Below are 24,469 nucleotides of genomic sequence, written 5' to 3' on the forward strand. Positions count from 1 at the left end.
ACCACGGACACGGCCTCGGCGCCGGGGGGGGGGGGGGGCGCGCCGGCGGCCCGGCCGGGGCGGGAGGACTGCCAGAAGTCGGGGCTGGGGAAGTAGGCGTCGTGCGGGAGGGCGGGGTTGAAGACGATGTGCGGTATGCGTCCGTCGGCCCACTGCCCGCCCAGCAGGGACTCGAGTTCCTGCTGGGCACGGCGCACCGAGAGATGGCGCAGCCCGATGGCGATGAAGGCTGAGTCCCAGCTCCATTGATGGGGGTAGAGGGTGCGGGAGGGAACGGTGGAGGTGCCGGTCCAGTTGTCGATGAGGACCCGCGCCGCACCGCGCCGCAGTGTCAGGGCTGCGGTCGCGGTGGACGCGGGCCGGTCCAGGAGGGAACTCACGCGCGGGACCTCTGAAGGAAGGCGGGGATGGAGCGGATGGCTTCGATGGGATCGCCGGTGAGACGGCATTCCACGGCGAGGTATCCGTCGTAGCCGATCGCGTGCAGGGCACCGAGCCAGGCGGGCCAGTCGAGGTGTCCGGCTCCGGGCTGGAAGCGGTTGGAGTCGGAGACCTGGGCGTGGCCGATGAGGTCGGCGTGGGCGAGTATCGCGGCGGCCGGGTCGCTCTCCTCGATGTTCATGTGGTAGCTGTCGATGCCGATCCTGATCGAGTCGAGTCCGATCTGGTGGATCAGCTCGGCAGCCTGCTCGAGCCGGTTGACCATGTGGTCCTCGTACCGGTTGAGCGGCTCCAGGAAGAGCGTGACGCCCTCCGTGCGTGCGTGCTCGCCCAGTTCGGACAGCCCGGCAAGCAGGACTTCGCGGTCCTCCTCCTCGGTTCGCGGCGGCTCGAAGGGCGGAAGACGGCGCGAGAACATCCCGTAGGAGGCCGGGGTCTGGGCGCCCAGGCCGCCGATCTCGGCGATGACGGTGAGTTGTGACTTCATCTGCGCGATGGCGTCGCGGCGCAGGTCGGCGTCGAAGGCGCCCAGGAAGTGCAGCATGTCGACGCAGACCGTGGGCATGACCACACCGTCCTTGCGGGCCTGCTTCAACTCCTCGAGGCGCGAGGCGAAGTGCAAGTCGCCCTTGCCGCGCAGCTCGATGGCGTCGTAGCCGGCCTGCTGGGCGAAGTCCCACTTGGCCTGCAGGGTGTTTCCGGGCAGGAGTTGCTCCTGAACGGCGGTGTTGAGCATGAGGGGGCCTTTCAGAATTCCAGGACGACCTGCAGCGCCTCGGCGGGGCGCTCGTCGAGCAGCACGTAGGCGTCGGCCGCGTCGGCGGCCGGGATGACATGGCTGACCAGGGCGGTGACGTCTACCTGCTCTTCGGCGACCAGCCGCAGGAACGTCTGCTGGAGGCGTTCGACGCTCCAGCGGCCCGACAGTTGCGGGGGAACGCCGCCGATCTGGGAGCAGATGAGCTGCACGCGGTTGTGGTGGAACTCGTCCCCCAGGCGCAAGCCGATGCCGTCGCCCTGGTAGAAGCCGGAGGCCACCACGCGGCCGGCGACGGCGACCGAGCGCAGGGCCTCATGGAGAGCTGGGTAGGCACCGCTGATCTCGATGGCGAGGTCGGCGCCGCGTCCGGCGGTGGCCTCGCGGATGCGTTCGGCCACCGCGTCCGTGCGGGCGTTGAGCGTGTGATGTGCGCCATACTGCTTGGCGGTCTCCAGGCGGCCGTCCAGCGCGTCGACGGCGGTGACGCGGGCGCCGTTGAGCTGCGCGAGCCGTGTGGTGAGCAGGCCGATGACACCCTGGCCGAACACGGCGACGTCCTCGCCGAGATGGATGTCGCCGGCCAGCACGGCGTTGTAGGCGATGGCGCCCACCCGGGCGAAGGCGCCGGCCAGGGGCTCGAGCCCGGTCGGCAGGGTGTGGCCGATCATGCGCTCGGCCGGAACGATGCCCTCGCTGCGGTGTCCCCAGATGCCCCACACCAGGTCGCCGGGGAGCGGCAGCCCCGGGGCGTCGGCCAGGTCCGGCGAGACCTCCACGACTTCGCCGACCTCGGAGTAGCCCCAGCCGGCCACGGGATACTGGATGCCGGCGGCACCCTCCCTGAAGAGCCGGGCGTCGGAATCCCAGGTGCGCGTCAGGTAGGGGTTGGTGCCGCGGTAGGCGGTGAGCTCGGTGCCCGCCGAGATGCCCGAGTAGCGGGTGCGGACTCGCAAGTGACCTGGGGGCAGTTCGGCTCGGACGTGCTCGGCGACCTCCACCTGGCGAGGGCCGGTGAATTGAACGACGCGTTCCACGGATGGCTCCGGAAGGGGTGCGGTGGTGAGTTGCGTCGACAATAACCCGAACTTATGTCTTGTCAACAAGCAAAACTAATGCTGAGATGCGTGCTCAGTAGTCGTAAGTCGGAGCAAGGACACGCAATGCGCACTATGACCCTACGGTCGAGGATGACCGTGGTCGGCGTCACAGCAGCCCTGGGAGTAGGGCTGCTCACGGGCTGTTCCAGCAGCACCGGACCCGGCAAACCGGACCGCGAGATAACGGTCTGGTCACAGGAGAACCTCCCTGATCGCGTCGCGGCGACGCAGAAGGCGATCGACGGGTTCGAGAAGAAGACCGGGATCAAGGTCCATCTCGTCGGAGTCGACGAGGGCCAGATGCCCCAACTGATCATGTCGGCCGCGGCGGCCGGCAAGCTCCCCGATGTCATCGGCGCGGCCCCGATGGGTCAGGTCTGGCAGATGTACACCAACGGCCTGCTCAACACGGACATCCCGAAGAAGATCATCGGCGAGCTGGGGCGCGGCACCTTCAACCCCAACGCGCTCGACCTGACCTCCGACGGGAAGACCAGTCTCGGTGTCCCTTCCGACGCCTGGCTCCAGCTGTTGGTCTACCGCAAGGACCAGTTCGACCAGAAGCACCTGGCGGCCCCTGACACCTACGAGCGGGCCGTGACCGCCGCCAAGGCGCTCACCGCCAAGGGCCACGACGGCATCTCGGCGGCCACCGACCCGGGCGACGCCTTCACCTCGCAGAGCTTCGAGAGCCTCGCCCTGGCCAACAACTGCCAGCTCGTCGACGACCACCACGACGTCGCCCTCAAATCCCCCCAGTGCCAGACGGCCTTCCGCACCTACGACCAGCTCGCCCGCGCCTACGGCGCCCCGGGCACCCAGACCGTGGACTCCACCCGCGCGAACTACTTCGCCGGCCAGTCCTCCATGATCATCTGGTCGTCGTTCCTGCTGGACGAACTCGCCGGCCTGCGCAAGGACGCCCTGCCCAGCTGCCCCGAGTGCAAGAAGGATCCGCAGTACCTGTCCCGCAACAGCGGCATCGTCACCGCGCTGCAGGGCCCGGACAGCACCCAGGCCGCCCAGTTCGGCGAGATCACCTCATGGGTGACCACCAAGACGGCCGAGACGGCTGCCTCCCGCAAGTTCATCGAGTACATGATGGGCCCCGGCTACGAGCCCTGGTTCGGCATGGCACCCGAAGGCAAGATCCCCGTGCGCCACGGCACGGCCGCCCAGCCCGACCTCTACCTCGACGCCTGGCGCCACAGCGACATCGGCGTCGACACCAAGAAGCCCTTCGACCAGGTGTATCCCGCGAGTCTGCTCAACCAACTCGCCAACGGCGTCAGCAACATGCGTCGCTGGGGCATCACGCAGGGCGAAGGAGCCCTCGTCGGCGCCACCAACGGTGAACTTCCTGTGCCGAAGGCCATTGGCGCCATGACGAGCGGACAGATCTCCCCCTCCGAGGCCGCACACGAAGCCGATGACGACGTCGCCGCCCTGAAGAAGTCCCTGCAGTAGCCGCCCGCATGCACGTCACAAAGGTCTCTCCATGACAACAGCCCCCGTCGGCGCACCGCAGCGCCGGGACACCAGCCCCCGGTCGACAGACCGGCCCGCCACACGCCGGCGCCGCCCGCTGACCGCCAGCCGCCGCGCCAACCGCGCCGGCCTCGCCTTCGTCACCCCCACCTTCATCGTGGTCCTCGTGGTGGTGATCCTGCCCATCCTGTGGACCGTGCTCCTGGCGTTCCAGCACGCCAAGCTGGTCGACATCCAGGGCATGGGCATCTTCGGGAACTGGTCGCTGGACAACTTCACCCAGGTCTTCGACTCCGCCGGATTCTGGTCGAGCCTGGCCACCACCCTGCTGTACACCGCGGGCGCCACCCTGGGCTCCGTCGTCCTCGGCCTCATCGCCGCGCTCGCTCTGCGCAAGCCCTTCCGCGGACGCGGACTGCTGCGCGCGGCGATGCTGCTGCCCTACGTCGCCCCCGTCGTCGCCGTGGCCTTCGTCTGGCAAGTCGCCCTGAGCCCGCAGTACGGCGTGGTCAACAACTGGGGCCACCGCCTGTTCGGATGGGACAACCCCATCGCCTTCCTCTCCACCCGCGAATACGAAGTCCACCTGCTCGGCCTGCACTTCGACATACCGCTGGCCCTGCTGACCGTCATCGCCTTCGAGTGCTGGCGCTACTTCCCCTTCGCGTTCCTGTTCATCCTCGCCCGTCTGCAGGCAGTCCCGCACAACCTGGAGGAGGCCGCCATGGTGGACGGCGCCACCCTCACCCAGCGCTTCCGCCACATCCTGCTGCCCCAGCTGATGCCCGTCATCGCTCTGCTGTGCGTCCTGCGGTTCATCATGACCTTCAACAAGTTCGATGACGTCTACCTCCTGACCGGGGGCGGCGCGGGAACGAACGTCGCCGCCGTCCGGGTCTACGACTTCCTCACCGCCCGCTACGACGTGGGAGCCGCTGCGGCCCAGGCCCTCGTCCTGGCCGCCTCCCTGATGATCCTGCTGGGCTTCTACTTCAAGTTCTTCGGCAACAAGGTCCAGGAGGAATCGTGACCCGCAAGGCCACCCTGACCAGGGCCCAGTTCGAGGACAGACTCTTCGGCGTCCTGCGCTGGTTCGTCATCGCCTTCCTCGCAGTGATCACCGTGCTGCCCTTCTACTACATGCTGCTGCTGTCGGTGAAACCCATCGATGCGCTCCTGCTCGACCCGGGATCTCTGTGGGTCCCGGCCAAGGACTTCACGCTGTCCACCTACCGCGACGTGCTCAAGTCCACCGACGACGGCGGCCAGGGCTTCCTGAAGTTCCTCCTCAACTCCGCGCTGGTGTCGCTCGGCACGGTCGTCCTCACCCTGCTGGCCGCCGTGCCCGGCGCCTACGCCGTCAGCCGCCTGAAGTTCTTCGGCCACCGCCAGGTCAGCGCGCTCTTCCTGGCCGTCTACCTGTTCCCGGCGACCCTGCTGGCCGTTCCGCTGTTCGTCATCTTCGCCAAGTTGGGCCTGTCCTCCAGCCTGGTCGGCCTCGCCATCGTCTACGTCGCCCAGACCGTGCCGGTGTCGATCTACATGCTGAAGAACTACCTCGTCACCATCCCCCAGTCCATCGAGGAAGCGGCGGCGATCGACGGAGCCAGCCGGCTGCAGACCGTCCGCAAGGTGATCCTGCCCCTCGCCCTGCCCTCCCTCATGGCGACCGGCCTCTACGTCTTCATGATCGCCTGGAACGAGTTCCTCTTCGCTCTGCTCTTCCTGGCCGCCGACCCCGGAAAGTGGACCGTCTCCCTGGGCCTGGCACAGCTTTCCAACGGCGTCGAAGTGCCCAAGACCATCCTCATGGCGGGTTCAGTGGTATTGACGATTCCCGTGGTACTTCTGTTCTTCGCCGCCGAGCGCATGCTCACCGAGGGCCTGACCAGCGGCGCCGACAAGAGCTGAGCTGAACCATGGGGGATGTCATGACGACGCCGAGTCAGGTCAGTGCGGGCGAAGTGCTGCAGCTGATCCGCAGCGGCCGCGCCAACACCCGCGCCGACCTGCAACGTGCCACCGGTCTGTCCCGCTCCACCATCGGACAGCGACTGGACCTCCTCAACCGCGCCGGCTGGCTTCGGCACACCACCGGCACCTCCACCGGCGGCCGTCCGTCCCACAGGATCGTCTTCGAACCGAAGCACGCCTCGGTGATCGCCGTCGACCTCGAGACCAGGCACGCCCGTGCCGCCGTACTGGATCTGGCGGGCACCATCCTCACCGAGCACACCGGCCCCCTGCACATCAGCGACGGCCCAGACGAGGTGCTGGACCAACTGGCCGGCTGGTTCCCCGATTTGATCGGAGCCGCCGGTGTGGACCCCACGCAAGTCTGCGGCATCGGGTTGTCGGTGCCCGGCCCCGTCGACTGGGAGACGGGACGGGTCATCGAGCCGCCCATCATGCCCGGCTGGGACCGCTACCCCGTCCGGGAACGCCTGCAGAAGGCCTACGCCGATCACGTGGGCACCAGCATGGAGCAGGGCCCGGTCCCCGTCTTCGTCGACAACGACGCCAACCTCATGGCACTGGCCGAGCACCAGGCCAACCACCGCGACTGCTCGGCCTTCGTCCTCGTCAAGGTCTCCACCGGCATCGGGGCCGGCGTCGTGGTCGGCGGCAACGTCTACCGCGGCGTCGACGGCGGCGCCGGCGACATCGGCCACATCCGCCTGCACGACCGGCCCGACGCCCTGTGCATGTGCGGCTCCCACGGCTGCCTGGCCGCCGTCGCCAGCGGCCGGGCCCTCGCACGGGAGCTGTCCGCTCTCGGTTTCGACACCACCTCCGGTTCCGACGTCAAACGCCTGCTTGCCGAAGGCCACCCCGACGCCGTCCGCCTCGCCCGGGAAGCCGGGCGCCGCGCAGGCGAAGTCCTGGTGACCGCCGTCACGCTGCTCAACCCGGGCGTCCTGATGCTGGCCGGAGACCTCTCCGGGGTGCCGTTCATGACCGGAGTGCGCGAACTGCTCTACCAGCGCGCCATTCCCCGTACGACCGCGAACCTCCAGGTCGTCACCTCCCGGCTCGGCGACCATGCCGGTGTCATCGGAGCCGCTTCCATGGTCGTGGCGTTCCTCTACTCCCCCGACCGCGCCGACGCCCGTCTCAACCGCCTCGCACTGTGACGCCGAGACGCCGCACACCCACAGGAATATCGTGACCACAGAACCTGCCCCCTGGACACACCGACCGGTCGAGGTCGGCCTCGTCGGCGCCGGCCCCTGGGCCCGTGCCATGCACGCCCGCATACTCGCTGCGGGACCCGAAACACGGCTCGCCGCAGTCTGGGCCCGCCGTCCTGAAGCGGCCCAGCAGGCCGCCGCCCCCTACGCGGCCCATGTCGCCGCCGACTTCGACGAACTCCTCGACCACTGCGAAGCCGTGGCTTTCGCCGTCCCGCCCGCCGTCCAGGGCGAGCTGGCACCCCTGGCGGCCAAGAGAGGAAAAGCACTGCTGCTGGAGAAGCCTCTGGGCCCCGACCTGCCCACGGCCCAGCGCGTGGCGGACACCATCGCCGAAACTGGCGTGATCTCTCAGCTCGTCCTCACCAAGCGCTACCATCCGGCCACCCGCGCCTTCCTCGACGCCGCCCGCACCCTCAACATCTCCGGTGCACATTCCTGCTATCTCCACGGCGCCTTCCTCGGCGGCGACTTCGCCACCGGCTGGCGTCTTGAGCACGGCGCGCTGCTCGACCTTGGCCCCCACCTCCTCGACCTCCTGGATGCCGCGATCGGCCCCATCACCGCCATTCGCAGCACGGGGGACCCCCGGCGCTGGATCGAGCTCACCTGCGAACACGCCAACGGTGCCGTGAGCCAGGCTTCCCTGTCCGGTTCCGTCAACCTGCCGCGCCCCATCACCCGCGTCGAACTCTTCGGCCCGGCCCCCTCATTGGCCTACGACACCGCCGCAATCGACCACGAGGAGGGCTGGCCCATCCTGCGCCGCGACTTCGCCACCGCCGTGCGCACCCACACGCCGACCGAACTCGACGCTCAGCGCGGCCTGTATCTGCAATCACTCCTCGAACAGGCCACGCAGCAGTGAACTGACCTGAGGACCCGGCATGTTCCGGGGGCCGGAGGGATGTCGTCCGGCTCGGGCACGGAAGTGGGCGCGAAGATCCGTAGGGCGCGCACGACCGTCCGGCCCCGCGTGTTCGCGGCCTTGATGAGGCGAACCTGCTCCAGGCGAAGCTTTGTCGCCCAGGACGTCGACTCCGGGTACACGGTGAGCCGGCCGGACTCGGGGTCGTAGCCGACGGCGGCGACGTGCCCGGCGAGGTCGGGAGCAATGGCCGCCCACCGATCCAGTGGGGAAGCGCCGGCGGCCGGGAGCTCCCAGGCCCGCTCAGTGACCAGCGCGCCGATCGCCACACCGAGGCCCACCGGCTTGCGCCCGTCCTGCCGCGGTCGGCATGGCCGTGCGCGAAGAGGTGCAGCCTGGCTTCTTTACCCCTTCAGCAGGCGCTGGCGAATCGCCTCCTGCTCGGCACTCCTTGTGGGAATTGGCGCTGGTGTCTGGGCGTGTTGGGTGCGTGAGCGAGGTCGCGCTCGATGCGTTGGCTGGTGTGCAGGACTGCTGGGGCAGCCGACGGCGAGGGCCAGGTCATGAGGAGGTAGACCTCTACTGGTTCGAGGCTCACTGCGTCCGGGAGGGTGCTGCGACCTTGTGCGTGCACGCGGAGCCGGTACCAGCCAGGGCCCGCTGGGCTGAGGGACGCGAGTCCGCCGACAGGGCCCCGCTCTAGTGACTCGACCTGGAGTCGGCCCGTGGGGGCGTGCACACTGACTTCCACGATCTCTTCCCAGGTCTCATCCACTGGTGCGGCCGGTGGGCCGGCCAAAGTGGTTGCGGTTACTCGGATCTCTCCTGTGTGGATGCCCGTGACAATGAGGGCTCCGTGTGACATAGGGGCCGCAAGTCCGTTGGCCCAGTCCGCCGTCTGGACGGGGATCTCTCCGGCGTCGAGCACACCGAACGTGCCTTCAGGGACGTACACGTTGCGTGTGGTGGTCATGGGATTCTCCCGGCTCGTACATCGTCGCTCTAGGGGAAAGCGTGTCACGGTCCCGCAGGCGCGGTGGGCGGTATGCGGACCGCTCCCGGTGTGATGCCGGCTCGTACCAGGTGCGGGTGCCGCCGGGCCTCCGGCGGCACCCGCAAAGATGGTCAGGAGACAGGAGGAGCTGCGGGAGCTGCTCGGCGACGTCAGCATCCTCCGTGACCGCCGCGGCGGCGACAGCCGGCCCCTCCCGCCGAGCCGGCTGCGCGAAAGGTAGGCAGTGCGGACGCCCCCGACGATCGCCTGGGGCGTCCGGCCGTTCAGTGCCCGTTTCTGCAGCTCTGGAGGCCGGGCCGAGCTGAACCCCAGGCCGGACGCGCAGGACGGTGTCTCTCGGGGCGGATGCGGGACGGTGGCAGTGCGTGGACGTCTCACGGTTCCGGGCGGTCCCGGGTCACTGCCCACGACGTGGCCACTCGCCGTGATTGTCTTCCCGCGGGGCTCGGTGCCCGTGCGTCCGCAGCTAAGGATGGGGGAACCAGGCGTTACGGGAGTTCTGATGCGGACGGGTAGTCCTGCATCCTTCGATCGGGGACTGGCATCGCCAAATGCCGTTTCCCCAGAATGGGTTGACTGTCGGGCCAATCCGGTTGGCGCGGCTTGGAGCTGGGGGAACGATGCAGCCTGGAGAACAGCTGTCCACGTCGATCGATGCCACGGTGCCGACCGCCGCGCGCATGTACGACCACTACCTGGGCGGCAAGGACAACTACGCGGCCGACCGGGCGGCCTGCGAGGAGCTGGACAAGGTCGTGCCCAGCACCCGCGCGCTGGCCGTGAACAACCGGCGCTTTTTGCAGCGGGTGGTCAGGACGCTGGCGGCCGAACACGGCATCCGGCAGTTCCTCGACCACGGATCCGGGCTGCCCACCCAGGACAACGTGCACCAGGTGGCGGAGCGGGTCGACCCGTCCTCCCGGGTGGTATACGTCGACAACGACCCGATGGTGCTGGTGCACGGCCGCGCCCTGCTGGAGCAGAACGAGCGCACCGCGGTCATCCACGCCGACCTGCGGCACACCGACGCGATCTTCTCCCACCCCGACACGCAGCGCCTGATCGACTTCTCGCAGCCAGTGGCCGTGCTGTTCAACTCGGTCTTCCACTGCATCCCGGACAGCGACACCGATGGGCCGCTCGCCGTGGCCCGCCGCGTGGCCCAACCGCTGGCCCCCGGCAGCTTCATGGCGATGTGCCAACTAGTCAGCGAGGACGCCGAGGTGCGGGACTTCGTCACCGACTTCATGGATCAGGCGACGCAGGGGCACTGGGGCCGCGTGCGCCAGGAGAAGGACGTCGCGTCGTGGTTCGAGGGCATGGACGTCCTCGAGCCGGGGCTGGTGGAGGTGTCCACCTGGCGACCGGACTCCGAAGTGGCGCCCCGTCAGCTCACCCAGGAGTGGATCGAGTTCGGCGGCGTGGGCCGCCTCCGCTAGACCTGGATTTCGCAGGTGACGTTTTGCTCGAAGTCGCGTAATGGCTGGGGGTTCTCGCCCTCTCTGCTGGTATGAGCAACTCATCGGGTGTGCCTCGTCGTTCGGCTCTGCGTCCGCGGGCCGAGGTGGCGGTGGCGGGTGTGGTGGAGAAGCGTCTGGGGGCGCTTCCGGTGGTCGCGGGTTTCCTGCGACGGTTGGATGTGTCGGGCATTGTCGACCGGGCCTGTCCGGTGGGGCAGGCGGCCCTGGCCACTCATGGCCAGGTCATCGAGACATTGGTCGCCAACCGTCTGACAGTGAGGATTGGTGATGGCGCCGCCCGAGGGTCTGACTCTTCGTCTGACTGACGCTCAGGTTGTCTTTGGCTGGAATCGTCGGCCTGTCGGGCGGTGCCGCTCGGCGCGTGGCCGGTCGGGCTTCTGTGACTTCATAGGAGCCTGGCCAGAGGTCCCATCACTGTCTTGTCCGTCTGCCCGACCGGCTCGTGCCCTCCCGTACGAGGCAGTCGGAAAGGCAGCACGAAACAGCATGACAGACGAGATAGCGGTAATCGGCGGGGTCGACACCCACACCGATCTCCACCAGGTGGCGGTCATCGACGGCATCGGCCGGCACCTCGCGACCGAAGCGTTCGAGACCACCCCGGACGGGTACCAGCGGCTGCTGGACTGGCTGCGCTCGCACGGCGAGATCCTGGCGGTGGGCATGGAGGGCACCGGTGCCTATGGCGCCGAGCTCGCACGCTTCCTGACCACGCACGGCATCACCGTGGTGGAGGTGGACCGGCCCGACCGCAAGGCCAGGCGGGACAACGGCAAGTCCGACCCCGTCGACGCCTACGCCGCCGCGACCGCGGTCCTCTCCGGCCGCGCTACGGGAACCCCGAAGTCCAGGGACGGCGTGGTGGAGGCGATCCGCGTCCTGCGCGTGGTCCGCAAGAGCGCGGTCAAAGCCCGCACCCAGACCATCAACCAGATCCGCACCCTCATCGTCACCGCACCCTCCGAAGTACGTGACAAGCTGCGCGACCTGTCCACCCGTGAGCTGATCGACACCCTCGCGCGCTCCCGGCCCACCGGCGAACTCGCAGGCCCGGTCTGTGCGGCCAGGACGGCACTACGGCGGCTCGCGCGGCGCTACCAAATCCTCAACGAGGAGATCAAGGACGCGGACCGGGAGATCGGGCCGCTCGTCACCAACGCCGCCCCGAAGCTCGTCGCGCTGCCTGGTGTCGGCCCCGAGACCACCGGCCAGCTGCTGACGAGCGCGGGCGACAACCCCAACCGACTCCGATCCGAAGCATCCTTCGCCCACCTCTGCGGAGCCGCCCCAGTCCCCGCCAGTTCCGGCCGCACCAACCGCCACCGACTCAACCGAGGCGGCGACCGCGCGGCCAACAACGCCCTGCACACCATCGTGCTGGTCCGCATGCGGCACGACGAGCGCACCCAGGAATACGTCGCCCGACGCACCGCCGAAGGCATGGCCAAAAAGGACATCGTCCGATGCCTGAAACGCATCGTCGCCCGACAGATCTACCGCCACCTACCCCACGTGACCCACACCACCAAACCGCTCCCACAGACCGCTTGACGATCTATAGGAGCTTCCAGCCCTCTTCCGCTGCAGCACGTGGCCCACTGGGCGCGGGACTGGGCGGTTGAGGAGGTGTTCGGGCTGTCGGCGGGCCTCCTCAACGACGACCGGCTCGCCCGCGCGCTGGACGCGATCGCCCCGGAACTGGAGGGGATCGTGGGCTCGGTCGGGGCCCGGCCCATCGACGTGTTCGGCCTCGATGTCGCCCGCTTGCACTGGGACATGACGTCAATGTCCCTGCACGGCGCCTACGAGGAGACCGAGGAGGGCTTCCCCGCCCCGGCCTACGGCCATCCCAAGGACCGGCGCACGGATCTGAAGCAGATCCAGGCCGGGCTGGCTGTCACCTCCGACGGCGGTGTGCCCGTCTTCCACCGCGCCTACGACGGCGGGGCGGCCGAGGTCTCCCAGGTCACCGCCGCGATGACGAGCCTGTCCGCGATGGCAGGTGAGCGGGACTTCCTGCTGGTCGGGGAGTCCAAGCTGATCTCCTTCAACAACGTCGGCGCGATGACCGACGCGGGGGTGGGCTTCGTCGCACCGCTGGCCGCGGCCCGTGTCCCACAGGGTCTGTTCGCCTCCCTCGACCCCAACGCGGCCCGCCCGGTGGAGTACGCCGCCCAGCGCGATGCCGACAAACCCGCAGACCAGCGATGTTCCTACCGGGTACTGGAGGACACCATGGAGCTGGCCGGGCCCCGCCAGCGCGACCGGGTCCACCACCTGCGCCGGATCCTGGTGCACTCCAGCGCCAACGCGACGGCCGCCGCGAACGCCCGCGCCCTGAAACTGAAGCGCACCGCCGAGGAACTGGACAAGCTGACCCGGACCGCCGGCACCCGCTACTACCCCGACGCCGACGCGGTCACCCGAAAGATCGCCCAGATCACCAGGAAGCGGAAGGTCACCGCCTACCTCCGCACCGAGGTCACCACCGATGCCGATACCCGCAAACCCTCCCTGGCCTGGCACTTCGACCAGCAGGCCATCGACGCGGAAGCAGCCACCGACGGCTGGTACGCACTGCTGAGCAACCTCGGCCCCGACGAGGCCGACGCGGCCGGGATCCTCATCCGCTACAAAGGCCAGCCCACCGTCGAGCGCCGCTACGGCGAGTTCAAGGGCCCCCTCGCCGTGACCCCGATGTTCCTGCACCACAACCGGCGCATCGCCACGCTGATCACCGTGATCTGCCTGGCCCTGCTGATCTTCTGCCTGATCGAACGGGAAGTACGCCGGGCCCTGCTCCCCGCCACCGGACTCGTCGGCTTCTACGCCTTCGACAACCGGACCGTCCGGCCCACCGGACGCCTGATCCTCCACGCGCTCAGCCGCATCCGCTACCTGCCCGCCCACAACGGCGCACCACCCAGAATCCTCATCCCCGACCAGATCCAGGTCCGCCTGCTCGAACTCCTCAAGATCGATCCAGCCCAACCCCGCTGGACGACGGAGTGATTCCCCACCTGCGAAATCCAGGGCTAGGCCGACGAGGACACCCCGGACGACCCGGACGCCGTGAGCGCCGAGGACGCGTCCTGACCTGCTGCCCGGGCCGGACCTGACCGGTCCGGCCCGGGCCCCCTCCCCCTTCCCTCTCTGCGCGCCGCCCGCCCGGAAGGCCTCGCCATGCTCCGCTCCGAACTCCGCCTCAGCGCCTCTTTGTTCGTCGCCCAGGCCGCCGTCAGCACCACACCGGCCTGATCGCCCGGGCGGGTCTCGCCATGCCGGCCGCGCCCTTCGGCTCCCCCGCCTGGCAGCTGCCCGCCCTGGTCTCCTGCCTTCGCCGCCTCCACCAGGACAAGGAGGACCCCTCCCCCGGGTTGTGGCGCGCGCACACCGAGCGCCAGACCGGCCCAGTGCCCCGGCCGCACATCCGCTACCAGGCTGACGGCCTGCACGATGCGATGCGGTGTGCGTGCTCGACATCCAGCTCGGCCCACGCGCCGAGGACACCGGCTGGCCTCCGCCGACCTCGCAGTCATCGAGCAGGAGGAAGGCGCCTGCCCCTTCGGACGCGTCACCCGCCGCCACGGCGTGGAAGCGATCGCCGCGTACACCGCCGAGGAGCTGACCGCCGAGCACGCCCGGCTCATGGACCGCGCCCGCCAGCACCAGGACACCTCCTTCGTGCGACTCGCCGAACTGGCCCAGCGCGCCGCCGACTTGGCCGACAAGGTCCGCGCCGCCGCGCACACCGATGCCGTCCACGTCCAGGCCGACCGCGCCCGGGCCCGCATCACCCGCTGACCGCCCCGCTCACCCCCGCGCCGACTGCCGCCGTTGGAGGCCTGCGCCATGTACGAGTTCGAGCCCGCCTCTCCGACCTACGCCATCTCTGACCGTCGTCGATCACCACTTGCGCGGCCGTGACCAGACCCGCGTCGACCTGCCCGGCGGCTACCGGCTGACCCTGCGAACCCGCGAGCTGCACGGCACGCTTGAGGCCGCCCTGGCCGCGCCGTCGCCCACCGGCCCCGCCCGGATCTGCACCGCCCGCGTCAGCGTGCACACCCCGACGCCCGTCACATCGCGCATTCTCGACATGGTCACCCGCTACGCTCCGGCCCTGCCCGACGCCCGTGACGCCCGCCCATGGAGGCCGTTTCCCGCCTGCTCACCACCGGTGCCCCCTTCCAACCGCCCGGCGAGCCGGGGCTGTTCGTCAGGTTCGGGCATGCGGAAGCCTGGCTGGAGGGCAGGCGGCTCAGCGTCACCCTGGGCAGCCCCGGCGGCGGACTCAGCCTGGTCCTGGGTGGCCCGTGGGACGCGCCGTCCACCGCCCGCCTCACCGCCGCCGTCCTGCGCGAGCTGACCGAGGCCGAACAGCTCGCAGGCAAGGTCGCCTCGCTGCTGCAGCCCGGACCGTGGCAGGTCCTGTCCGACCAGTGGCATCCGGACGCCGCCCTCATCCTGCCCGCCACTCGCCCTCCCGACCCGGAAGACCCGCTCGGCCGCCGTATCTCCCGGGCGCTGCGCGAGGTCCAACAAGGCGGGTGATGCTTCCCGCCCAGATCCCCGCGGCCCTGCGTCACCAAGCAGAGGTCAAGGGCCGGCGGATCCTCGATCTGCTGCTGGCCGCGCGCCGCGAACGCCGCCAGGGAACAGCTGAGCCGCGTGCCGTCCTCGGTCCCTGGGACCGCGGAGACCCAGACAGCGCGGCTACCTGACGCCGTCGCCGACCGCACGAGTCACACAGCTCGCTGCGCGCTTCACCCACCGCCGGTCCCTGGGCCGCAGCCCCGGACCGGCCCCCACGAACCCCACATGAGCGCAGTCCCAAGGAGGCTCCTCGTGAACGCCACCGATCCGACCACGCATCCGTCCACCTCCTACGACCACAGCGCCGGTCCGCCTGAACTCAAGGTCTCCGGCGAGATCGGCGGCCGGACCGCTGTCTTCACGCTCCGTCCCAAGTACGCAGACTCCGTCGACCCCGGTCCGCAGCTGGGAGTCGCCGTGCGCGTCGCCACGCACTTCCGTATCCCGCTGACGTTCACCGCCACCTTCAAGCAGGTCGCCGACGAGCGATGGGAGCTGGTCCGCGTCCTTGGCGACCAGGACGACTACCTCGCGTCGGTTTGGGCGGTGCGCCCGCAGGTCGCGGCGGCCGCCGCCACCGTGCTGGAGGAGCAGCGCGCACAGATGAAGCCGCTCCTTGCCGTAGCCCGTGAGCGTCAGGCTGCGTACGCCCTGGCCGAGGTGTACCGGGCGCGAAGCGCAGCTGCCGAGGCTCACCGCCGCAGGACACGGCCGAGGACGAGTTCAGCTTGTTCGCGGTCTGTGAGGAGCGGGCCGCCGTGGTGCTTGGCGAGCTCTCCGGGCGCCCCGGGCCCCTGCCGCACTCCGGTCCCCCGATCGTACGCAGCACCTCGTACGGCCGGGTGCTGCTCCTGTGCCCCGTCGGGCACCTGGTGCAGTCCGTCAAGGCCGAGGACTGAAGCGGCTCGCAGCTCAAGGTTCGGTGCGCCGATCCCGCCTTCACCGTGACGTGCCACGGCCAGACCGGCGAGCCCCTCCCCCACTGAACCGTCTGCCGGTCTCGGGGCGGCAATCCCGGGACCGGCCCGCTCACCAACTCGAAGGACCCCCACGTGAACGCCGAACTCACCGCCCCAGCCCGCCCGATGCCGACTCCGCCGTGGACGCCGAGACCTGCACCTGCACGCCCGCCGTCCGCTACGCCTGTGGCCACTGCTACCACGACCAGTGCCTGGACTGCGGGTTCTGCACCATGGGCAGCTGCGTCTGTCACTGCGACTACGGTCTCGGCGTCCACCCCAGCGACTCGCCGGCCGAGGTGGAAGGTCCGGGGCAAGGAGGGGATCCTCTTCAAGCTGGCGGAGGCCGCGGTCGGAAAGCCGGACGAGGTCGTACGGCGAGCGCTGTATCCGGTGGTCGGGGAGAAGACGCTCAAGGACCTGGTAGCCGAGGCGAAGGCGAACGAGAAGGTCTTCAAGGCGAAGGTCCGCACCACGCTGAGCTCCTCCTACAGCTCGTACTACCGGCAGATGTTGCCGGCCGCTGCTGAACACGCTGGGCTTCAAGTGCAACAACACCGCCTACCAGCCGGTGATGGACGCCATGAAGCTGCTGAAGAAGTACGCCGACGTCGACGGCAGGACCCGCTTCTACGACACCGCCGAGGACGAGCCGCCGATGGACGGCGTGGTGCGCAAGGACTGGCGTGAGGCGGTCGTCGACGACAAGGGCAGGGTCGAGCGCATCCCGTACGAGCTGTGTGTGCTGGTCGCGCTGCGGGATGCGGTGCGCCGCCGGCAGATCTACGTCGAGGGCGCGGCTCGTTGGCGGAATCCGGAGGACGACCTGCCCGGTGATTTTGACGCCACCCGCTCCGTGCACTACGCGGCGATCCGCCAGCCGCTGAACCCGCGCGCGTTCATCGCCGATCTGAAGAAGCGGATGACGGCGGGCCTGGACGGGCTCACTGCCGCGCTGGAGAACTGGAACAGCGCGAACACGGTGCTCCACTACGGCAAGGTCGGCGCCCTGACCGGCCCGGACAAGGAGCACGCCGAGACGTCGATGCTCGCCCTGCACCTGCTCCAGTCCGCGCTCGTGCACGTCAACACCCTGCTGGTGCAGCAGGTCCTGGCCGAGCCAGCGTGGGCGAAGAAGCTCACCGGCGAGGACCGGCGCGGCCTGACCGCCCTGTTCTGGTCCAACGTCAACCCGTACGGAACGTTCCGCCTCGACATGGACAAGCGCCTCGACTGCCGTGCCCCACCCCCGCACTACCCCCTCCGCTCGATCGACCACGGAGCCACGATGAAGGACTTCGCCGACCGCACCGACCCCCGGATGAACGAGGCCGCGTGGCGCGCCCTCGACCTGACGCGCGCCTACGTCGCACGCGACCGCACCGCGATCGTCGAGCACCTCGCGGACCTGGAGGAGGACCAGCTGACGTTCGCCGGAGGCGTGCTCATCACGATGTACAACGACACCCGCGAGGTCCTGCGGAACACCGGGCGCCCGCACAATCCGGCGACCGTGGTGCGCGAGGTCGACGCGGTGGCCCGATTCGCGCCGACCGAACACGAGTTCGCCGTCACCACGGCCGCCCGGCGCAAGGTCTTCGGCCTCGCCACCGCAGACGTCCGTCTCGCTTGACCTCTTGCGCGTCAGTCCGGCAGCCAGTGCAGCTCGTGCGCCAGGGTTTTGGCGACGGCACGGATGCGGCGGTGTAGTGGCGACTGCTCGCGTGGGAGGACCAGGTGGATCGTCAGGCTGGGCGCGCCCCGCAGCGGTCGCCAGGTGAGACCGGCCGGTGCTGCCGTGACCGCGGCTTCTCCGGCCGGGGCGAGGGTGACCCCGTCGCGCAGGTCGCGCTGAGACATGTCGAAAGAGACTGCGGGCGTGTGGAATCGGGGGTGTGGTCGGGTGTCTCGGAACAGTGCGGACAGCTGATCGTGGATCACGGGGTTGGCCGCACGGTCCGGGAGCCGCAGCGGATACGCGGCCGCGTCGGCGATCTCGATCTCCGGGTGTTCGGCCAGCGGATGGTGCTGCGCCAGCTGGACCCCGATGCGCTCACGCCGCAGCAGGAACCGGCGCACGCCACGGCCCGGCTGTTCACCGCGGGTGATCCCGGCATCGATGCGGCCGTCGGCGACCGCGGGGGAGATCTCCGGTGTCGCCATCGGGACCGCGCCGACCTCAAGTCCGCTGTTGCCGCGAATCAGCCTGTCCACCAGGGCCGGTGCCGTCTCGGCCCCGGCGCTGAGGCTGTATCCGATGCGCAGCGTGCCCAGTTCACCGGCCGCCGCGCTCCGGGCGGTGTCCCATGCCCGGTCCAGCGCCGCCAGCGCGGGCGGCGCGGACTCCGCCAAAGCCGCACCGGCCGTGGTCAATACGACGCTACGCGTGTTGCGGACCAGCAGGGCCGTACCGAGTTCCGCCTCCAATCGGCGCATCCGGGCGCTGAGTGCGGGCTGTGCGATACCGATCCGTGCGGCCGCGCGGGTGAAGTTCAACTCCTGCGCCAGCACCAGGAAGTACCGCAGGCTCACCGTATCCGGCGCCACGTGCCCTCCCTGCCGATTGATAACGATCCGTTCTGAGCCTATCCCGTACCGGTCTTTCCCTCGACCGCACATCAAGCCCTAACCTGCGCATATGACGATTCAACTGATCGCAGTACTGGACATCGCACTCACGCACACCGCCGATTTCGAGTCCGCCCTCACGGCTCTCGCGAAGGCCGCGGCCACCGAGCCCGGTGCGCTCGACTATGGATTCTGGCGCGACACGACCCACCCGGGCCCTCCCCGATGTCGTAGCCTTCGTCGGCGACCTCCCGCTGTGGCTGGCCACCGACTCCCACGCGCTCCTCGAAACCACCCCCGTCCTCACCCAGATCCCGATGCTCCGCACCTAGCGAGGTCGGCGGCAGTTCTTAGCAGGAGCTCCCAGGTCACCCGGAGTGTTACGGTCTCGTCTCTGGACGGAGGTCGTCATGCATAAGTTGGTGGTCCTGTATTCCAAGCCCGCCGACCCTGACCACTTCCGCGACTACTACGTGACCAACCACCTTCCACTGGTAATGAATTGGCCCGGCCTGCTTGCGTGGCGCTACAGCTTCGACGTGGCGGCGACCAAGGGAGAAGCGCCGTATTTCGCGGTCTTCGAAGGCGACTTCGCTGACGCCGCCGCCATGGCCGCGGCGCGGGCGTCGCCGCAAGGCCAGCGGGTGGCCGCCGATGTCGCCAACTACGCCACCGGCGGTGCGGTCATCATCCACTATCCGGTGCAGGACGGCACCGGCTGAGGCAGGTCGGGCAGTCTCGGAGCCGGTCCCGGCCAAGGACGTCAGCGTCAAGGCTCCACGGCATCACCGTGGCGCCGGCGACCGTGCACCGCATCCTCATCCGGTGCGGCCTGAACCGGCTGCGAGACATCGACCCGCCCCCCGGCGAGCAGCTGCGCAATGTCGTCCGCTACGAGGACGAGCGCCCAGGCGACCTGGTCCAGGTCGACGTCAAGAAGCTCGAACGCATCCCCGCAGGCGGCGGCTGGCGCATGCACGGCGTCGGCACCGACGAAGCCCGCGCCTCCAAAACGCCTTGGCTTAGCCTGGCGCTATGTAGTGGTCCTCGACCATCTTCCTGAGCACGGGGCACTGCCTGAACCGGGCGGCCTGCGAAGCCCGTACCCGAAGGCCGTCAGTGTGCGCCACCGCCGCGGGGCTGGCCGCCAGGCTGGCAGGTCCGCTGTCGCTGATCTCGTCGAGATGGTCAAGGTCCGCAGCGATACGCAGCATGGTCGCGACGATCTTGATCTCAACCGGAGAGGCGCGCGCTACCTCAGTGGGCTGTGCCCGCTCATGAGCGGGCAGTCCAGCCCTTGATCTCCTCGGCGAGCAGCCGCACGTCCAGCCCGTCACGGGCGATCCGCTCGGCAAGGTCCGCGGCCTCCTTGTGGTTCACCGTCACCACGGCCCCGGACACCGTCAGGTACGAGGCGGCCACGACCGCCCCGAACAGCTCGTTGCCGAACTCCAGCGCCGGGCAGCGGATGAGCTGGTGCATGAGCGCGGCCGCCCGGTGGTGCACTTCGGTGTAGATGGGGGTGTCCATCACCTTGTCGGCGTGCCTGGCCACGGCGGCCTGAAGCGTGCCGAAGTCGGTGACGTCCGGATCGCCGGGAAGGCTGCGGTGCGCGAGGTCGAGCAGCCATGCACGGTCGATGTGCAGGATCACGCGGCCTTCCCGCGCGTCTCGTCCTTGGCGGCCGTGGGGTGGCCGAACCTCTCGGCGAAGTGGTCGCCCCACTCCCCCGCGAAGTGCGCGCCGGCGCTGAGAAACCGGTGCCGCAAGTCGTTGCCCTCGTCGGCAAGCACCGTACGCGCGTAGTCGGGCACGTCCATGCCGGCTGCCGCCGCGCGCCGCTCGATGGTGGCGTACACGTCTTCTTCCACCCGTACATTGATCTGCTTCTTCGCCATGCCTCCAGCGTAGCGGCTCGTACGCGCCGCTACAGCAGAACAGGCATGCGGATCGTGAAGCCTGCCGCCGTCGACTCGGACATGTGACGAGCCCGTGTACCGCATGGCGCGTGAGCGGGTGCGGTGGCCGGTCGTATTGGACCGGGCAAGAGAGATCGTAGTGGGGTACGCCGTTGAAGGTCACGTTTCGGCAGGTGATGTATCGGCTGGTCTCCGAGGGCGTCTTGCCGAGAGCAGACCCTCTGTATACGGCAGCGGCCCGGACCGGAGAGTGCAATGACCAAGCCCCTGAACCCGCAGCGTCGCGTCGTCGGCGACCGTGCCGTGGTCAACCGCGACTGGATCCGCGAGTTCACCGGCGCCGGCGTCGGCACCGCGGCCCGCTGGTACAAGGTGCGCCTCAATCAGCCAAGGAGCACCGCCACCCGGAGAAGGAGCGCATCGAGGGGACCGACTTCTACGACGGGGAGCAGTTCCGCGCCTTCTATACCTGGTTCCAGCAGGACAAGGCCAGTAAGGTCCTCAAGGCCGACCCCGAGCTGTACAAGCTCAACCCCGCGGACATCGTCTCCATCGACAAGGCCGCCGCGCTGCTGAACTTCAGCGGGCCCTCGGTGATCCGCAAGTACCGGCGGGACAACCCCGACTACTTCCCGGACTCCGTCGGCGAGGTCGAGGGGCCCACCGGCCGGATGATCCCCGGCTTCCGTGTCGGCGACCTGCAGGACTTCGACCGGAAGCGCACCGGAGACAAGCTCGGCAAGGCCTGCCGCCGTCCCGGGCCGCAGGACGAGGCGCCCGTCGGCCGGCCCTCGGTCCTCGAGGAGGTTCTCGCGGCGGAGCTGAGCGCCCGTGCCGGCGGTGAGCCGCTCACCGCCACGCAGCTCGCCGAGAAGTACGCCGCCGAGGCGATCGCGCGCGACGGCTACCACCCGGGGCTGGCCGCGGAGCTCAGCGTGCAGTACGGCGGTCCGCAGAGGTCCTGGGAGTACTTCGTCCGCAACCCACTCGAGCACCGCCCCGCGGCCGCGCCGGCCCGCTCGGAGGCCAACCGGCGGGCGGTCATCGCCCTGGCCGACTACGCCGCGGCCGAGGCCGCCCTGGACCGCCTCGACGACGAGCTGGAACACGAACTCGCGGCCAACAGCGAAGGCGCCGGACGCATCCGGCTGCGCCTCGACGTCGGAAGGTCACCGACGGCCCCGCGCAGGCCGTCGGACACCACGTCCTCCTCCTTGGCGTCGACGACTACACCGACCCGCTGCCCGCGCCGTAGCCGACGAAGCCCATGACCCGCGATACACCGCCCGGAAAGCCGGTGCCTCGCTCCCACCCGCTGCGCCGCGCCGCCGCACGGCTCAGACGGGTTCTCCGCCCGTCGCCAGGACGATCGCCGCGCCCCGCGGACCGCCGGATCTGCCGTGGAAGAACTCCTGGGCCGGTACCACGCGCGACCTTTGTCTCGTACGCACAGATGTGCCGAAGGCCGGTCAGAGGCTGGAGAGTCGGTCGGCCAGACTCACCAACTCCCGTACCCGCCCATCCGGTTCACTTACGGGACCACAACCGGCCGGAGGCCCTGAGCCCCTGCCGGGCCATGACTACCGAGGACCCCCGGCTGTGCGGTCCCAGCCGACAGGCTCACGTACCGGTCCGACGCCGACGTACGGACCGGCACCACTGACACATGTTCGCAGGGCACGCGCCCGACGGCGGCCGGTGGCGCCGGCGCTCAAGGCCGCCCAAAGAACCCCGTGCCCCGTCTGGGTCACACGGCTGGGTCAAAACGACGGCAGTCACCGGAACGAGGTAAGAGGATCAAGTCGACGGCGGCGGAGCTGGTGGCCCGGCGGCAGCTGTTCGGCGGCCCTATAGCCGACCGGTCGTATAGTTGCCGTATGGGTAGGACCAGTGACGCCGGAGAGAAGATCCTCGCGGCCGGGCGGTCGCTCTTCGAGGCGCGCGGCTACTCGGCGCTGGGGGTGGCTGAGATCTGCAAGGCGGCCGGAGTGCCGAAGGGAAGCTTCTACTACTTCTTCGAGTCGAAGGAGGCGCTCGCGCTGGCCGTCGTCGACGAGCACTGGGCGGAGCAGCGGCGGGACTGGACGCGCATCCTGAGCGGCGACGCCGAACCGCTGGAGCGGCTGCGGCAGTTGTTCGGGGAGACGGAGGCTGGGCAGCGCGCCGCACAGCAGGGCTGTGGCACCGTCGTCGGCTGTCTGTTCGGCAACCTCAGTTTGGAGATGAGCAACCAGACCGAGGCCGTCCGCACGCGACTGCAGCAGATCTTCGACGCCCAGGTCGAGATGGTCGACGCGGTCGTCACCGAGGCCCTCGGACGCGGGGACGTCACCGTGACGGACACCCGGGAGGCGGCACGGTCCGTCGTCGCCCAGCTGGAGGGCCAGGTGATGTTCGCGAAGCTCTACAACAACACCGGGCGGCTGAACCCTCTTTGGAGGAACTGTCTGGCCCTGCTCGGAGCCCGCGCCGCCTGATCAGCGACCGGCGTCCGTCGGCACGGTCCGCCGCTCCCGGGCCGGCACGGAGCGTCGTACCGCCACCACGTGCTGCGGAAAGCCGATCCGCGTGACGGCGGCGGCCGCGGCGAGGACCACCACGGCGGCCAGGAGCAGGGCCTGGCGGTAGCCGTGGTGCGGCAGCGGGGCGACGGCCAGGGGGCCGAGGATCTGGCCGACGGAGTATCCCGCGGTCAGCAGAGCCACCGAGCGGGGGAAGGCAGATGGGCTCCGGCGGCCGGGACGAGGGTGCTGACGCCGATGAACGTGACGCCGAACAACACCGCAGAGACCAGCACGGCCGCGACTGCGCCGATCAGGGCGGGCAGCGCGATGCCGACCGCCTGGATGAACCAGCGCCGTGAGCGGCAGACCGGGACGCGACAAGCGCTGCCCGAGTCGCTCCCAGAGCGCCGAGGACGGTACGGCGGCCAGCCCGGCCAGCCCCCACGCCCCACTGCCGATCCAGCCCGGGGAACCCTGTCCGATCGCGGCGACCAGGAAGGTTCCGGCGACGATGTAGCCGATGCCCTCCAGGGTGTAGCTGACGAACAGGGCGCCGAACCAGCGATGGGTGCGCGGCCCGTCGGCCGTCGCCGCAGCGGCGTCCGCTGTGGCCGCGACCGGCACCTCGGGCCGTAGATTCCACGAGGCGGCGGCCAGGACCGCGGCGAGTGCCGCCGACGCCCACCAGGAGGCCTGTCAGTCCGCGACGGACCGGAGGGCGAGAACCAGCAGCCCGGACAGCGCTATACCGGCGCCCCAGCCGCCGAAGGCCAGCCGGGCAGGTGCGCGGGGTGCTCCCGCCGATGGCTGAGGAGTGAGCTGACCGCCACCACTAAGATCATGGCGCGCGCCGCGCCGGCCAGCAGCCGCAGCGCGATCCACCCGCTGGTGCTGTGGGTGGCGGGCATCCCAGCGAGCGTGCCGATCAGCACGATCAGCACGATCAGCGAGCCGCGCAGGACGGCGCGTGAGCGGACCAGCGCGGGGACCAGGATGCCCGCGAGCGCGCCGACGAGGTAGCCGACGTGGTTGGCGGTCGCCAGGAGGGCACCGGCGCTGTCGGACAGCCCCGCCCGGGCGTGCATCAGGGGGAAGGATCGAGGGGTGGACGAAACAGCCGATGCCCACACCCGCCGCAAGGGCTGCGGCGGCCCCGGCGACATGGGCCCAGGGCGAGACACCGGGTGCGCTCATGCCGTACGGCCGGACCGGCCGGGGTCGTTCGGGTGGGACTCCAGCGGGGTCACGGTAAGGGTCATCCATGGGCGCAGAGGCAGCGTGCCGAGCACCTTCTCGTGGAGTTCCTCCTCGTCGGCGGCGCACCAGACGCCGATGCTGCGCAGCTCGCCCACCGGGCGCCACAGCCTCGCCAGGTGGCCGGTGGCGGCCAGTTCCCGGGCGCGGACGGCCTCGGCGGTGCGCCGCCGGTCGACCTCGTCCTGGCCGGTGCCTTCCGGGACGGTGGTGGTGATCTCGACCAGGAACTCTCGCATGATCTCGCTCCGTTCGGGCTTGCCCGGTTGGACGACGGGGCGCCGGGCTTCCATGCCCTCATCGTGGTCCGCGACCGGCAGGGACGCCA

The 24,469-nt window shown here is 69.7% G+C and carries 25 protein-coding genes and 3 pseudogenes; 18 read left to right on the forward strand and 10 right to left on the reverse strand.

From position 1 onward, the window contains the following. The 3 genes and pseudogenes from AB0D27_RS33575 to AB0D27_RS33585 all read right to left on the reverse strand — a co-directional run. Positions 1–380: pseudogene (locus AB0D27_RS33575) on the reverse strand (hypothetical protein); the annotation flags it as partial. After that, a complete protein-coding gene (locus AB0D27_RS33580; RefSeq protein WP_362516214.1) occupies positions 377–1,177 on the reverse strand; it encodes a sugar phosphate isomerase/epimerase family protein in 801 nt (266 codons plus the stop codon). The pseudogene AB0D27_RS33575 and the gene AB0D27_RS33580, both read right to left, overlap by 4 nt. A gap of 11 nt (positions 1,178–1,188) precedes the next feature. Beyond that, a complete protein-coding gene (locus AB0D27_RS33585) occupies positions 1,189–2,235 on the reverse strand; it encodes a zinc-binding alcohol dehydrogenase (RefSeq protein WP_362516216.1) in 1,047 nt (348 codons plus the stop codon). A 126-nt stretch (positions 2,236–2,361) separates the two neighbouring features. On the opposite strand from AB0D27_RS33585, the gene AB0D27_RS33590 reads away from it, so the two are divergent. The 5 genes from AB0D27_RS33590 to AB0D27_RS33610 are packed head-to-tail and all read left to right on the forward strand — an operon-like array spanning position 2,362 to position 7,845. Beyond that, positions 2,362–3,765 (forward strand): extracellular solute-binding protein, encoded by a 1,404-nt coding sequence (locus tag AB0D27_RS33590; protein ID WP_362516218.1) that lies wholly within the window; start codon positions 2,362–2,364, stop codon positions 3,763–3,765. A gap of 31 nt (positions 3,766–3,796) precedes the next feature. Continuing rightward, a complete protein-coding gene (locus AB0D27_RS33595) occupies positions 3,797–4,816 on the forward strand; it encodes a sugar ABC transporter permease (RefSeq protein ID WP_362516219.1) in 1,020 nt (339 codons plus the stop codon). Further along, positions 4,813–5,697, forward strand: a complete 885-nt coding sequence (locus AB0D27_RS33600) for a carbohydrate ABC transporter permease (RefSeq protein ID WP_362516221.1) — start codon at positions 4,813–4,815, stop codon at positions 5,695–5,697. The genes AB0D27_RS33595 and AB0D27_RS33600 overlap by 4 nt, the downstream gene beginning before the upstream one ends. Before the next feature lie 8 nt (positions 5,698–5,705). Next, on the forward strand, positions 5,706–6,920 hold the full coding sequence (locus tag AB0D27_RS33605) for an ROK family protein (protein WP_362516223.1): 1,215 nt from the start codon (positions 5,706–5,708) through the stop codon (positions 6,918–6,920). 31 nt (positions 6,921–6,951) lie between these two features. Then, positions 6,952–7,845, forward strand: coding sequence for a Gfo/Idh/MocA family oxidoreductase (locus tag AB0D27_RS33610; RefSeq protein WP_362516224.1), 894 nt, complete (start codon positions 6,952–6,954; stop codon positions 7,843–7,845). On the opposite strand, the gene AB0D27_RS33615 is transcribed toward AB0D27_RS33610, so the two are convergent. Next, positions 7,794–8,186 carry a DUF721 domain-containing protein gene (locus tag AB0D27_RS33615; protein ID WP_362516226.1) on the reverse strand — a complete coding sequence of 131 codons (393 nt, stop codon included), beginning with the start codon at positions 8,184–8,186 and terminating at the stop codon, positions 7,794–7,796. The genes AB0D27_RS33610 and AB0D27_RS33615 overlap by 52 nt on opposite strands. 1,294 nt (positions 8,187–9,480) lie before the next feature. Between AB0D27_RS33615 and AB0D27_RS33620 the strand changes: the two genes are divergently transcribed. The 6 genes from AB0D27_RS33620 (at position 9,481) to AB0D27_RS33645 (ending at position 14,895) form a co-directional block, all read left to right on the forward strand. Continuing rightward, positions 9,481–10,299, forward strand: a complete 819-nt coding sequence (locus tag AB0D27_RS33620) for an SAM-dependent methyltransferase (RefSeq protein ID WP_362516228.1) — start codon at positions 9,481–9,483, stop codon at positions 10,297–10,299. A gap of 71 nt (positions 10,300–10,370) precedes the next feature. After that, positions 10,371–10,646 carry a DUF4277 domain-containing protein gene (locus AB0D27_RS33625; protein WP_362516229.1) on the forward strand — a complete coding sequence of 92 codons (276 nt, stop codon included), beginning with the start codon at positions 10,371–10,373 and terminating at the stop codon, positions 10,644–10,646. Between the two features lie 181 nt (positions 10,647–10,827). Further along, positions 10,828–11,892, forward strand: a complete 1,065-nt coding sequence (locus tag AB0D27_RS33630) for an IS110 family transposase (protein ID WP_362516231.1) — start codon at positions 10,828–10,830, stop codon at positions 11,890–11,892. Positions 11,893–11,931: 39 nt separating this feature from the next. Further along, positions 11,932–13,353 (forward strand): IS1634 family transposase, encoded by a 1,422-nt coding sequence (locus AB0D27_RS33635; RefSeq protein WP_362516233.1) that lies wholly within the window; start codon positions 11,932–11,934, stop codon positions 13,351–13,353. A 456-nt stretch (positions 13,354–13,809) separates the two neighbouring features. Continuing rightward, positions 13,810–14,145 (forward strand): hypothetical protein, encoded by a 336-nt coding sequence (locus AB0D27_RS33640; RefSeq protein ID WP_362516234.1) that lies wholly within the window; start codon positions 13,810–13,812, stop codon positions 14,143–14,145. 345 nt (positions 14,146–14,490) lie between these two features. Continuing rightward, complete coding sequence (locus AB0D27_RS33645) at positions 14,491–14,895, forward strand: hypothetical protein (protein WP_362516236.1); 405 nt, start codon at positions 14,491–14,493, stop codon at positions 14,893–14,895. Positions 14,896–15,057: 162 nt separating this feature from the next. On the opposite strand, the gene AB0D27_RS33650 is transcribed toward AB0D27_RS33645, so the two are convergent. Continuing rightward, positions 15,058–15,633, reverse strand: coding sequence for a hypothetical protein (locus tag AB0D27_RS33650; protein ID WP_362516238.1), 576 nt, complete (start codon positions 15,631–15,633; stop codon positions 15,058–15,060). A gap of 62 nt (positions 15,634–15,695) precedes the next feature. Between AB0D27_RS33650 and AB0D27_RS33655 the strand changes: the two genes are divergently transcribed. Continuing rightward, entirely contained in the window at positions 15,696–15,836 is a 141-nt protein-coding gene (locus AB0D27_RS33655; RefSeq protein ID WP_362516240.1) for a hypothetical protein, read from the forward strand. Positions 15,837–16,470: 634 nt separating this feature from the next. Then, on the forward strand, positions 16,471–17,529 hold the full coding sequence (locus AB0D27_RS33660; protein ID WP_362516242.1) for a Tn3 family transposase: 1,059 nt from the start codon (positions 16,471–16,473) through the stop codon (positions 17,527–17,529). Positions 17,530–17,540: 11 nt separating this feature from the next. On the opposite strand, the gene AB0D27_RS33665 is transcribed toward AB0D27_RS33660, so the two are convergent. Continuing rightward, positions 17,541–18,443, reverse strand: a complete 903-nt coding sequence (locus AB0D27_RS33665) for a LysR family transcriptional regulator (RefSeq protein WP_362516244.1) — start codon at positions 18,441–18,443, stop codon at positions 17,541–17,543. Positions 18,444–18,649: 206 nt separating this feature from the next. Here AB0D27_RS33665 and AB0D27_RS33670 point away from each other — a divergent pair, with 206 nt between their 5' ends. From AB0D27_RS33670 to AB0D27_RS33680, 3 genes and pseudogenes are all read left to right on the forward strand, one after another. Continuing rightward, positions 18,650–18,796 carry a hypothetical protein gene (locus tag AB0D27_RS33670; RefSeq protein ID WP_362516246.1) on the forward strand — a complete coding sequence of 49 codons (147 nt, stop codon included), beginning with the start codon at positions 18,650–18,652 and terminating at the stop codon, positions 18,794–18,796. A 78-nt stretch (positions 18,797–18,874) separates the two neighbouring features. Continuing rightward, a complete protein-coding gene (locus AB0D27_RS33675; RefSeq protein WP_060905596.1) occupies positions 18,875–19,186 on the forward strand; it encodes an EthD family reductase in 312 nt (103 codons plus the stop codon). Positions 19,187–19,242: 56 nt separating this feature from the next. Next, positions 19,243–19,437: pseudogene (locus tag AB0D27_RS33680) on the forward strand (IS481 family transposase); the annotation flags it as partial. Positions 19,438–19,739: 302 nt separating this feature from the next. On the opposite strand, the gene AB0D27_RS33685 reads toward AB0D27_RS33680, so the two are convergent. Both AB0D27_RS33685 and AB0D27_RS33690 read right to left on the reverse strand, forming a co-directional pair. Next, on the reverse strand, positions 19,740–20,117 hold the full coding sequence (locus AB0D27_RS33685; protein WP_362516248.1) for a fic family toxin-antitoxin system, toxin component: 378 nt from the start codon (positions 20,115–20,117) through the stop codon (positions 19,740–19,742). Next, positions 20,114–20,362 carry a hypothetical protein gene (locus tag AB0D27_RS33690; protein ID WP_362516250.1) on the reverse strand — a complete coding sequence of 83 codons (249 nt, stop codon included), beginning with the start codon at positions 20,360–20,362 and terminating at the stop codon, positions 20,114–20,116. The genes AB0D27_RS33685 and AB0D27_RS33690 overlap by 4 nt, the downstream gene beginning before the upstream one ends. Before the next feature lie 194 nt (positions 20,363–20,556). Here AB0D27_RS33690 and AB0D27_RS33695 point away from each other — a divergent pair, with 194 nt between their 5' ends. Beyond that, complete coding sequence (locus AB0D27_RS33695; RefSeq protein WP_362516252.1) at positions 20,557–21,654, forward strand: hypothetical protein; 1,098 nt, start codon at positions 20,557–20,559, stop codon at positions 21,652–21,654. Between the two features lie 606 nt (positions 21,655–22,260). After that, positions 22,261–22,860, forward strand: a complete 600-nt coding sequence (locus AB0D27_RS33700; protein WP_362516254.1) for a TetR/AcrR family transcriptional regulator — start codon at positions 22,261–22,263, stop codon at positions 22,858–22,860. Here the strand turns inward: AB0D27_RS33700 and AB0D27_RS33705 are convergent. Both AB0D27_RS33705 and AB0D27_RS33710 read right to left on the reverse strand, forming a co-directional pair. Continuing rightward, positions 22,861–24,081 (reverse strand): annotated as a pseudogene (locus AB0D27_RS33705) (YbfB/YjiJ family MFS transporter). Further along, positions 24,078–24,380 carry a muconolactone Delta-isomerase family protein gene (locus AB0D27_RS33710; protein ID WP_362516275.1) on the reverse strand — a complete coding sequence of 101 codons (303 nt, stop codon included), beginning with the start codon at positions 24,378–24,380 and terminating at the stop codon, positions 24,078–24,080. The pseudogene AB0D27_RS33705 and the gene AB0D27_RS33710 overlap by 4 nt, the downstream one beginning before the upstream one ends. Positions 24,381–24,469: the final 89 nt, after the last annotated feature.

Origin of the sequence: Streptomyces sp. NPDC048415 (genome assembly GCF_040651675.1) — a bacterium.
GTDB lineage: Bacteria > Actinomycetota > Actinomycetes > Streptomycetales > Streptomycetaceae > Streptomyces.

Excerpts from the sequence above, each read along its gene's own strand:
- AB0D27_RS33670 (WP_362516246.1), top strand. The coding sequence starts at position 18,650 with ATGGATTCTGGCGCGACACGACCCACCCGGGCCCTCCCCGATGTCGTA.
- AB0D27_RS33595 (WP_362516219.1), top strand. The coding sequence starts at position 3,797 with ATGACAACAGCCCCCGTCGGCGCACCGCAGCGCCGGGACACCAGCCCC.
- AB0D27_RS33605 (WP_362516223.1), top strand. The coding sequence starts at position 5,706 with ATGGGGGATGTCATGACGACGCCGAGTCAGGTCAGTGCGGGCGAAGTG.
- AB0D27_RS33590 (WP_362516218.1), top strand. The coding sequence starts at position 2,362 with ATGCGCACTATGACCCTACGGTCGAGGATGACCGTGGTCGGCGTCACA.
- AB0D27_RS33710 (WP_362516275.1), bottom strand. The coding sequence starts at position 24,380 with ATGCGAGAGTTCCTGGTCGAGATCACCACCACCGTCCCGGAAGGCACC.
- AB0D27_RS33645 (WP_362516236.1), top strand. The coding sequence starts at position 14,491 with ATGGAGGCCGTTTCCCGCCTGCTCACCACCGGTGCCCCCTTCCAACCG.
- AB0D27_RS33660 (WP_362516242.1), top strand. The coding sequence starts at position 16,471 with ATGGACGCCATGAAGCTGCTGAAGAAGTACGCCGACGTCGACGGCAGG.
- AB0D27_RS33630 (WP_362516231.1), top strand. The coding sequence starts at position 10,828 with ATGACAGACGAGATAGCGGTAATCGGCGGGGTCGACACCCACACCGAT.
- AB0D27_RS33580 (WP_362516214.1), bottom strand. The coding sequence starts at position 1,177 with ATGCTCAACACCGCCGTTCAGGAGCAACTCCTGCCCGGAAACACCCTG.
- AB0D27_RS33675 (WP_060905596.1), top strand. The coding sequence starts at position 18,875 with ATGCATAAGTTGGTGGTCCTGTATTCCAAGCCCGCCGACCCTGACCAC.
- AB0D27_RS33625 (WP_362516229.1), top strand. The coding sequence starts at position 10,371 with ATGAGCAACTCATCGGGTGTGCCTCGTCGTTCGGCTCTGCGTCCGCGG.
- AB0D27_RS33690 (WP_362516250.1), bottom strand. The coding sequence starts at position 20,362 with ATGGCGAAGAAGCAGATCAATGTACGGGTGGAAGAAGACGTGTACGCC.
- AB0D27_RS33700 (WP_362516254.1), top strand. The coding sequence starts at position 22,261 with ATGGGTAGGACCAGTGACGCCGGAGAGAAGATCCTCGCGGCCGGGCGG.
- AB0D27_RS33620 (WP_362516228.1), top strand. The coding sequence starts at position 9,481 with ATGCAGCCTGGAGAACAGCTGTCCACGTCGATCGATGCCACGGTGCCG.